Source organism: Microbacterium sp. BF1, assembly GCF_019279095.1.
GTDB lineage: Bacteria > Actinomycetota > Actinomycetes > Actinomycetales > Microbacteriaceae > Microbacterium > Microbacterium maritypicum.
The window spans coordinates 1-8,187 of sequence record NZ_JAGYWT010000069.1 but is presented as its reverse complement, the minus strand read 5'-3'; the positions used below and the strand labels follow the sequence as shown (position 1 = coordinate 8,187).

The following is an 8,187-nucleotide window of genomic DNA, read 5'->3' as shown; positions in this document are numbered from 1 at the left end:
ACCTCGTCATGGAGTACCTGCCCGGAATCACGCTGCGCGAGCTCCTCCGCGAGCAGAAGCGCCTCACGCTCCCGCAGACCATCACGATCATGGACGCGATCCTGGCCGGTCTCTCGGCCGCACACCGTCGCCGCAGGAGACACCCTGTTCGGCATCGCGCAGAGATACGGCACGACGACCCAGACGCTGTATGCCGCCAACGGGCTTGGCCCCTCGTCGATCATCTATCCCGGCCAGACCCTGTCCCTGCAGGGGGCGCCGACCCCCGCCCCCGCGACGACTGCTCCCGCCTCCACGGGCGGACAGCAGGCGACGACGCTCTCCGCGGAGCAAGGGGCGAACGCGGCGCTCATCATCCGCATCGGTCGCGAGATCGGCGTCAACGACCGGGCCATCGCCATCGCCCTCGCGACCGGGATGGTCGAGTCGGGGCTGCGCAACCTCGACTGGGGCGACCGCGATTCGCTCGGCATCTTCCAGCAGCGTCCGAGCACAGGGTGGGGAACCCCGGCGCAGATCATGGACGCGGACCGGAGCACACGCGTGTTCTACGGCGGTCAGAGCGACCCGAACGGACAGGCGACCCGCGGGCTCCTGGACATCCCCGGCTGGGACAGCATGCCGTTCACAGCGGCGGCGCAGGCGGTGCAGATCTCGGCGTATCCGGACAGGTACGGCCAGTGGGAGGCCCAAGCATATGCCTGGCTCGCTCTCTACAGCTGACGACATCCGGGAAAACCCGCAGGCCCGAGGGGTGAGGCGCTCCCCTGTCTTTCAGGCAGTTCTCCATAGAATTCTGACGTGACGACCAATCAGCAAGCCGACCCCCTCATCGGGCGGCTTGTCGACGGCCGCTATCGTGTGCGCGCCCGCATCGCCCGCGGAGGCATGGCGACGGTCTATGTCGCGACCGACCTCCGTCTCGAACGGCGCATCGCCCTCAAGGTGATGCACGCGCACCTCAGCGACGACTCGGCCTTCCAGAGCCGCTTCATCCAGGAGGCGAGGGCCGCGGCCCGCCTGGCGGATCCGCACGTCGTCAACGTGTTCGACCAGGGGCAGGACGGCGAGCTGGCGTACCTCGTCATGGAGTACCTGCCCGGAATCACGCTGCGCGAGCTCCTCCGCGAGCAGAAGCGCCTCACGCTCCCGCAGACCATCACGATCATGGACGCGATCCTGGCCGGTCTCTCGGCCGCACACCGCGCCGGAATCGTGCATCGCGACGTGAAGCCGGAGAACGTCCTCCTCGCGGAGGACGGCCGCATCAAGATCGGCGATTTCGGACTCGCACGAGCGACGACCGCGAACACCGCGACCGGACAGCAGCTGCTGGGGACGATCGCCTACCTCGCCCCCGAACTCGTCACCCGAGGCACCGCCGACGCCCGCAGCGACATCTACGCGCTCGGCATCATGCTGTACGAGATGCTGGTCGGCGAGCAGCCCTACAAGGGCGAGCAGCCGATGCAGATCGCCTTCCAGCACGCCACGGAGTCTGTCCCGCGCCCGAGCGTTCGCAATCCCGCCGTGCCGGAGCAGCTCGACGAGCTCGTGCTCTGGGCCACGGAGAAGTCCCCGGACGACCGACCGGACGACGCTCAGCAGATGCTCGAGCGCCTGCGGGAGATCGAACGCGACCTCGGCGTCACCCCGACGGCGGCCAGAGCCACGGCTGCGCAGCACAGCCACAGCGACTCCGGCGACCTCACCAAGGTGATGCCGGGAACCATGGTGATCGCCGACCCCACGGCTCCCGTCCCCGCCGCGCTCGACAATGCGACCCTCCTGCGGCGACGCGCGTCCAAGCGCCGCGCGCGCGGAGCGTTCCTCCTCACTCTCGTGCTCCTGCTGGCGGTGCTCGCCGGTGGTGTGGGCTGGTGGTTCGGTTCCGGCCCCGGCTCGCTGATCGCGGTGCCTGCCGTTGCAGGAGGCACCTACGACGCGGCCGCCTCCACGCTGACCGAGGCCGGCTTCGTCCCCGCGCAGAAGGACGAGTTCTCCATCGACATCCCCGCCGGGACCGTGATCGAGACCGACCCTGCCGAGGGTTCGCGACTCGACAAGGGCGCCTCGGTCACGGTGATCGTCTCTGCAGGACCCGCCGCGCACACTCTCGACCCCCTGAACGGACGCGCCGAGCAAGACGCCCGCGACTACCTCGACGGCCTCAACGTCAACGTCACGGACACGTCGCTGATGCTGTTCTCCGACGCCGACGCCGGCATCGTCATCAACGCCTATGTCACCCCGAGAGCCGGCGGAGAAGCATACATCTGCGGCGACGGCTGCGAGGTCTTCGAAGACGACACGGTGGAGCTGTACGTCTCGTCCGGCGAGTTCCCCGATGTCGCGGGCATGTCGATCGGCGAGGCGACCTCCACCCTCTCGGACAAGGGCCTCACCGTCACCGCCGAGCCGCAATACACGTTCAGCGACAGCGTCGCCAAGGATGTCGTCATCGGTGTGGCCGACCGTGCGGAAGAAGGCAACTGGCGGCCCGGCGACAACGTGCAGCTCATCGTCTCGAAGGGACCGGAGCTGTTCCCCGTGCCCGACGTCTCGGGGAAGACCCTGAACGAGGCCAAGAAGATCCTCGCCGACAAGGGGTTCAAATCGACCTACGCCGCCTGGGGCGATCTGCCGGGCTTCGCCGAGATGGCGAGAGTCACCAGCCAGGATCCTGGTACGGACAAGTCCCTCCCCCGCGGCGGCACCGTGAACCTCTCGATCCAACTGAGCGGCTGAGCGCTCCCGCGTCGGTTGCTGCAAGAGCACGAACCCACCGACGAAGGAAGCCGCCCTCCCCGATGATTCCGGGAGGGCGGCTTCTTTCGTCTTCGCGACGGGAGCGTCAGCGCTTCTCGAGCTCCTCAGCGACGAGGAAGGCGAGCTCCAGAGACTGCATGTGGTTCAGTCGCGGGTCGCACAGGCTCTCGTAGCGCGTGGCCAGGGCCGCTTCGTCGATCCGCTCCGACCCACCGAGGCACTCGGTGACGTCGTCACCGGTGAGCTCGACGTGGATGCCGCCGGGGAACGTACCCACGGCACGGTGCGCTTCGAAGAAGCCTCGCACCTCGTCGACCACGTCGTCGAAGCGACGAGTCTTGTAGCCGGTCGGCGTGGTGATGCCGTTGCCGTGCATCGGGTCGGTGACCCACAGGGGCTGCGCGCCGGAGTCGCGAACTGCTTCGAGCAGGGGCGGAAGAGCATCGCGGATCTTGCCCGCTCCCATGCGGGTGATGAACGTCAGTCGGCCGGGCTCGCGCTCGGGATCCAGCTTGTCGATCAGAGCGAGGGCGGTGTCCGGCGACGTGGTCGGTCCGAGCTTCACGCCGATGGGATTGCGGATCTTGGAGAAGTAGTCGACGTGCGCGCCGTCGAGCTCGCGCGTGCGCTCTCCGATCCAGAGGAAGTGCGCAGACGTGTTGTACGGGGTGTCCGTACGCGAGTCGATACGCGTCATCGGGCGCTCGTAGTCCATGAGCAGGCCCTCGTGCCCGGTGAAGAACTCGACGCGCTTCAGCTCGTCGAAGTCCGCGCCCGCGGCCTCCATGAACTTGATCGCGCGGTCGATCTCGGCGGCCATGCGCTCGTAGCGCTGATTGGCCGGGTTCTGCGCGAAGCCCTTGTTCCACGAGTGCACCTCGCGGAGGTCGGCGAAACCACCCTGCGTGAACGCGCGGATCAGGTTCAGCGTGGACGCCGCCGTGTGGTAGCCCTGGAGCAGGCGACCGGGGTCGGCCGCGCGGGACCCCTCGGTGAAGTCGTAGCCGTTCACGATGTCGCCGCGGTAAGCCGGCAGCGTGACATCGCCACGGGTCTCGGAGTCGCTCGAACGCGGCTTCGCGAACTGTCCCGCCATGCGGCCCATCTTGACGATGGGCATCGAGGCGCCGTAGGTCAGCACGACGGCCATCTGCAGCACCGTCTTGATGCGGTTGCGGATCTGTTCGGCGGTCGCCCCTGCGAAGGTCTCGGCACAGTCGCCACCCTGGAGCAGGAATGCCTGACCGGATGCGGCGCGCGCGAGCCGGTCGCGAAGGTTGTCGACCTCGCCGGCGAAGACCAGAGGCGGAAGGGTCGCGATCTGCTGGGAGACGTCGGCGACGCGGTCCGCGTCGGGCCACTGCGGCTGCTGCTTGATGGGAAGCGAGCGCCATGCATCAAGGGCTTCGATGTGGTGCGGGAGCATGCGTTCCAGCCTAGTGGTCGCTGGTGCCGCCCAGATCCGCGCGAGGCCTATGTGACGCGACTCGGGAGCCGCTCCTTGACCGTCGAGGCGTAGACGTCTTCGTACTTCTGCTCACCGAGCCTCTGCAGGGCCACCATGATCTCATCGGTGACCGATCGCAGGATGTAGCGATCGTTCTCCATCCCCGCGTAACGGGAGAAGTCGAGAGGCTCCCCGATCACGATGCCGACGCGCACGATGCGCGGCAGCCGCCGACCGATGGGCATCGCCGTGTCGGTGTCGACCATGATCACCGGCACGACAGGGACCTTCGCCTCGAGCGCCATCCTGGCGATGCCGGTGCGCCCTCGGTAGAGCTTGCCGTCCGGGCTGCGCGTGCCCTCGGGGTAGATCCCGAGCAGGTCGCCTCCGCCGAGAACCTGGAGCCCCGTGTTCAGCGAGGCCTCGGAGGCCTTGCCACCCGATCTGTCGATGGGGATCTGCCCTGTGGCCTTCATGAAGAACTTCGTCGCCCAGCCTTTGATGCCGCGGCCGGTGAAGTAGTCGCTCTTCGCGAGGAAGGACATCGACCGGTCGATCACCAGGGGAAGGAAGATCGAATCGGCGAAGGAGAGGTGATTGCTCGCGAGGATCGCCGCGCCGTTCGCGGGCACGTTGTTCCGCCCCACGATCCAGGGGCGGAATACCGCCTTGACCACGGGGCCGATCACCACGTACTTCATCAGCCAGTAGAACATCGTGGTGAAGTCTAGCGCCGCGCCCGGCGTCTGTCGGAAGCCTCTTCCGGCGTCGAGCCCGCGAGCGACCCAGTTTCACCCAAGGCGCGACTCGGTTCCATGCCCTAGACTCGTAGCCAAGTCCGTGCCCGACCGGTACCGAAGGAGCTGCCGTGGTCCAGTTTGAAGTCCCTGCGATCGTCCCCGCCGATCCCGACGCGAACGTCGCCGACCTTCTGGTGAAGCGTGTCGAAGCCACCCCTGATCGTGCGTTGTTCTCGGTCCCCGAGGGAGACGGCTGGCGCGACATCTCCGCCGCGGACTTCCAGACGGCCGTGATCGCGCTCGCGAAGGGCTTCGCCGCTGCGGGCATCCGGCCGGGCGAGAAGGTCGGCTTCCTCGCACGCACCACGTACGAATGGACGCTCGTCGACTTCGCGCTCTTCTACGCAGGTGCCGTGATGGTGCCGATCTACGAGACCAGTTCGCCCTCGCAGATCCAGTGGATCCTCGAGGATTCCGGAGCGATCGCGCTCATGGTGGAGTCGCCGGAGCATTTCGCCCGTGTCGACGAGGTCCGCGGCGACCTTCCCCTGATCCGTGAGGTGTGGCAGCTGCACCTCGGAGCCATCGACACCCTGACCGCACAGGGCGCCTCGGTGACCGACGCCGAGATCGAGCGCCGGCGCAGTCTGGCGGTCGGATCCGACATCGCGACCCTCATCTACACGTCGGGCTCCACCGGGCGCCCGAAGGGATGCGTGCTCACGCACAGCAACTTCGTCGAGTTGTCCCGCAACTCGGCCAAGGCCCTTGATGAGGTCGTCCAGACACCCGGAGCATCCACTCTCCTCTTCATCACGACCGCGCACGTGTTCGCCCGGTTCATCTCGATCCTCGACGTCCACGCGGGAGTGCGCACGGGCCACCAGCCCGACACCCGCCAGCTCCTGCCGGCACTCGGATCGTTCAAGCCCACCTTCCTCCTCGCGGTCCCCCGCGTGTTCGAGAAGGTCTACAACTCCGCGGAGCAGAAGGCCGAGGCCGGCGGCAAGGGCAAGATCTTCCGCGCCGCGGCCGATGTCGCCATCGAGCATTCCAAGCTGCTCGAGGCGGGCAAGCCGATCCCCTTCGGGATGAAGCTCAAGTTCGCCCTGTTCAACAAGCTCGTCTACAGCAAGCTCCGCGAGGCCATGGGCGGCAACGTCGTCTACGCCGTCTCGGGCTCCGCTCCCCTCGGCTCGCGGCTCGGGCACTTCTTCCACAGCCTCGGCGTGGTGATCCTTGAGGGCTACGGCCTGACCGAGACCACCGCTCCCGCCACCGTGAACCTGGCCGACAAGTCGAAGATCGGCACCGTCGGTCCCGCGCTCCCCGGCGTCGGCGTGCGTCTCGCAGACGATGGCGAGATCGAGGTCCGCGGCATCAACGTGTTCAAGGAGTACTGGAACAACCCCGAGGCGACAGCTGAGGCCTTCAGCGAAGGCGGCTGGTTCCACACCGGCGACATCGGCAGCTTCGACTCCGAGGGCTTCCTGACGATCACGGGGCGCAAGAAGGAGATCATCGTCACGGCCGGCGGCAAGAACGTCGCCCCCGCGGCGCTCGAGGACCCGATCCGCGCGAACCCGATCATCGGCCAGGTGGTCGTCGTCGGCGATCAGCGTCCGTTCATCTCGGCGCTCGTGACGCTCGACCCCGAGATGCTCCCGACGTGGCTGGCGAACAATGGCCTCGACGCGAAGATGTCGCTCGTCGACGCCTCCAAGAACGAGGGTGTGCGCGCCGAAGTGCAGCGTGCTGTCGATGCCGCGAATGCTCGCGTCTCGCGTGCGGAGTCGATCCGCAAGTTCACGATCCTCGACTCCGAATGGACAGAGGCCTCCGGACATCTGACCCCGAAGCTCTCGATCAAGCGGAACATCATCATGAACGACTTCGCCGACGAGATCGCCGCGATCTACGACGAGCCCGTCGCGACGACGAACGTCCCGATCGGCGGCTGACGCGCCGAGATCGAAGAAGGGCCCCGCAAGCTGCGGGGCCCTTCTTCATGCTCTGAGGATCAGAACCAGGCGCTTTCGCGCACCTCACGCATGGCGACCTTGCGCGTCTGCGGATCGAGACGGGTCAGGAAGAGCTTGCCGTCGAGGTGATCGGTCTCGTGCTGCAGCGCCTGTGCGAGCAGGCCGTCGCCCTCGAGGACGACGGGGTTGCCATCGAGGTCGATCCCCTCGACACGAGCCCAGGGATGACGCTGCGCGTCGTGCCAGAGTCCGGGGACCGAGAGGCAGCCCTCCCCCGTCGGCTCGGGCTCTCCGCGCACCTCGGTCAGGACTGGGTTGATCACGTAGCCGATGTCGCCGTCGATGTTGTAGCTGAAGGCGCGCAGAGCGACACCGATCTGGGGCGCAGCGACTCCGGCGCGACCGGGCAGCTCCACGGTGTCTACCAGGTCTGCCACCAGCGCACGCACTCCGTCATCGATCTCCTCGACCGGCGCACAGACCGCCCGCAGGACGGGGTCTCCGAAGATGCGGATCTCGCGGACGGCCATCAGGCGGCCTTGGCCCGCAGGCCCTCGACGAGCAGCGCGGCGAGTTCACGGGCTGCGATCCGCGTCTCCGGCAGGAGATTCGCGAACACGATGGTCCCTCCCCCGGCGATCTGCGGGTCGTAGGGCACGCGGACGACGCTCCGCGCCCGAGTGGCGAAGTGCGCCTGCAACTCGTTCAGGCGCACGAGCGGCGTCCCCGGCGTCGACTGGTTGAGGACGACGATCGCCTCGCGCGCCTGCTCCTCATACCCGTTGGTCTCCAACCACGTGAGCGTCTCGGAGGCGAGCCGGGCCTCGTCGACGCTGAGACCGGAGACGATGACGATCTGATCGGCGAGATCGAGAGTCGCCGACATCACCGAGTGCACGATGCCCGTGCCCGTGTCGGTGAGGACGAGCGAGTAGTAGTGTGCGGCGACGCCGGCAACATCCCGGTAGTCGCTGTCGCTGAAGGCCTCGGCGATGCGAGGGTCGGCATCGGAGGCGAGGACGTCGAGGCGGGTCGCATCCCGGGCCACGATCGCGGAGATGTCGTGGTATCCCTTGACGTCGTCGTGGATCCGGACGAGATCGCGCACGGACTTGCTGTGGTGCGGGCGCACGATGCGCTCCGCGAGCGTTCCGCGGTCGGGGTTGGCGTCGACCGCGATCACACGATCCTCGCGGGCGTCGGCGAGAGCCATGCCCAGCAGCGCGGTGATCGTCGTCTTGCCCACCCC

General features: G+C 67.5%; 7 protein-coding genes. 3 read left to right on the top strand and 4 right to left on the bottom strand.

Annotated elements, in window-relative coordinates; genetic code table 11:
* Nucleotides 1-144 precede the first annotated feature (144 nt).
* Nucleotides 145-723 carry a LysM domain-containing protein gene (locus tag KZA10_RS04220; protein WP_374196536.1) on the top strand — a complete coding sequence of 193 codons (579 nt, stop codon included), beginning with the start codon at nt 145-147 and terminating at the stop codon, nt 721-723.
* Nucleotides 724-801: 78 nt separating this feature from the next.
* Nucleotides 802-2,748 (top strand): Stk1 family PASTA domain-containing Ser/Thr kinase, encoded by a 1,947-nt coding sequence (pknB, locus tag KZA10_RS04215; RefSeq protein ID WP_218682255.1) that lies wholly within the window; start codon nt 802-804, stop codon nt 2,746-2,748.
* Between the two features lie 106 nt (nt 2,749-2,854).
* On the opposite strand, the gene KZA10_RS04210 is transcribed toward pknB, so the two are convergent.
* Both KZA10_RS04210 and KZA10_RS04205 read right to left on the bottom strand, forming a co-directional pair.
* Nucleotides 2,855-4,195: a class II 3-deoxy-7-phosphoheptulonate synthase gene (locus tag KZA10_RS04210; protein ID WP_218682254.1), complete on the bottom strand. Its 1,341-nt coding sequence runs from the start codon at nt 4,193-4,195 to the stop codon at nt 2,855-2,857.
* Nucleotides 4,196-4,242: 47 nt separating this feature from the next.
* Nucleotides 4,243-4,932 (bottom strand): 1-acyl-sn-glycerol-3-phosphate acyltransferase, encoded by a 690-nt coding sequence (locus KZA10_RS04205; protein ID WP_017830213.1) that lies wholly within the window; start codon nt 4,930-4,932, stop codon nt 4,243-4,245.
* A gap of 152 nt (nt 4,933-5,084) precedes the next feature.
* Here KZA10_RS04205 and KZA10_RS04200 point away from each other — a divergent pair, with 152 nt between their 5' ends.
* A complete protein-coding gene (locus KZA10_RS04200; RefSeq protein ID WP_055867306.1) occupies nt 5,085-6,917 on the top strand; it encodes a long-chain fatty acid--CoA ligase in 1,833 nt (610 codons plus the stop codon).
* Between the two features lie 59 nt (nt 6,918-6,976).
* Here the strand turns inward: KZA10_RS04200 and def are convergent, their stop codons facing one another.
* Both def and KZA10_RS04190 read right to left on the bottom strand, forming a co-directional pair.
* Nucleotides 6,977-7,468 carry a peptide deformylase gene (gene def, locus KZA10_RS04195; protein WP_017830211.1) on the bottom strand — a complete coding sequence of 164 codons (492 nt, stop codon included), beginning with the start codon at nt 7,466-7,468 and terminating at the stop codon, nt 6,977-6,979.
* A partial coding sequence (locus tag KZA10_RS04190; RefSeq protein ID WP_218682253.1) for a MinD/ParA family protein occupies nt 7,468-8,187 on the bottom strand: 720 nt, incomplete at its 5' end. The genes KZA10_RS04190 and def, both read right to left, overlap by 1 nt.

Excerpts from the sequence above, each read along its gene's own strand:
- KZA10_RS04210 (WP_218682254.1), bottom strand. The coding sequence starts at position 4,195 with ATGCTCCCGCACCACATCGAAGCCCTTGATGCATGGCGCTCGCTTCCC.
- def (WP_017830211.1), bottom strand. The coding sequence starts at position 7,468 with ATGGCCGTCCGCGAGATCCGCATCTTCGGAGACCCCGTCCTGCGGGCG.
- KZA10_RS04205 (WP_017830213.1), bottom strand. The coding sequence starts at position 4,932 with ATGTTCTACTGGCTGATGAAGTACGTGGTGATCGGCCCCGTGGTCAAG.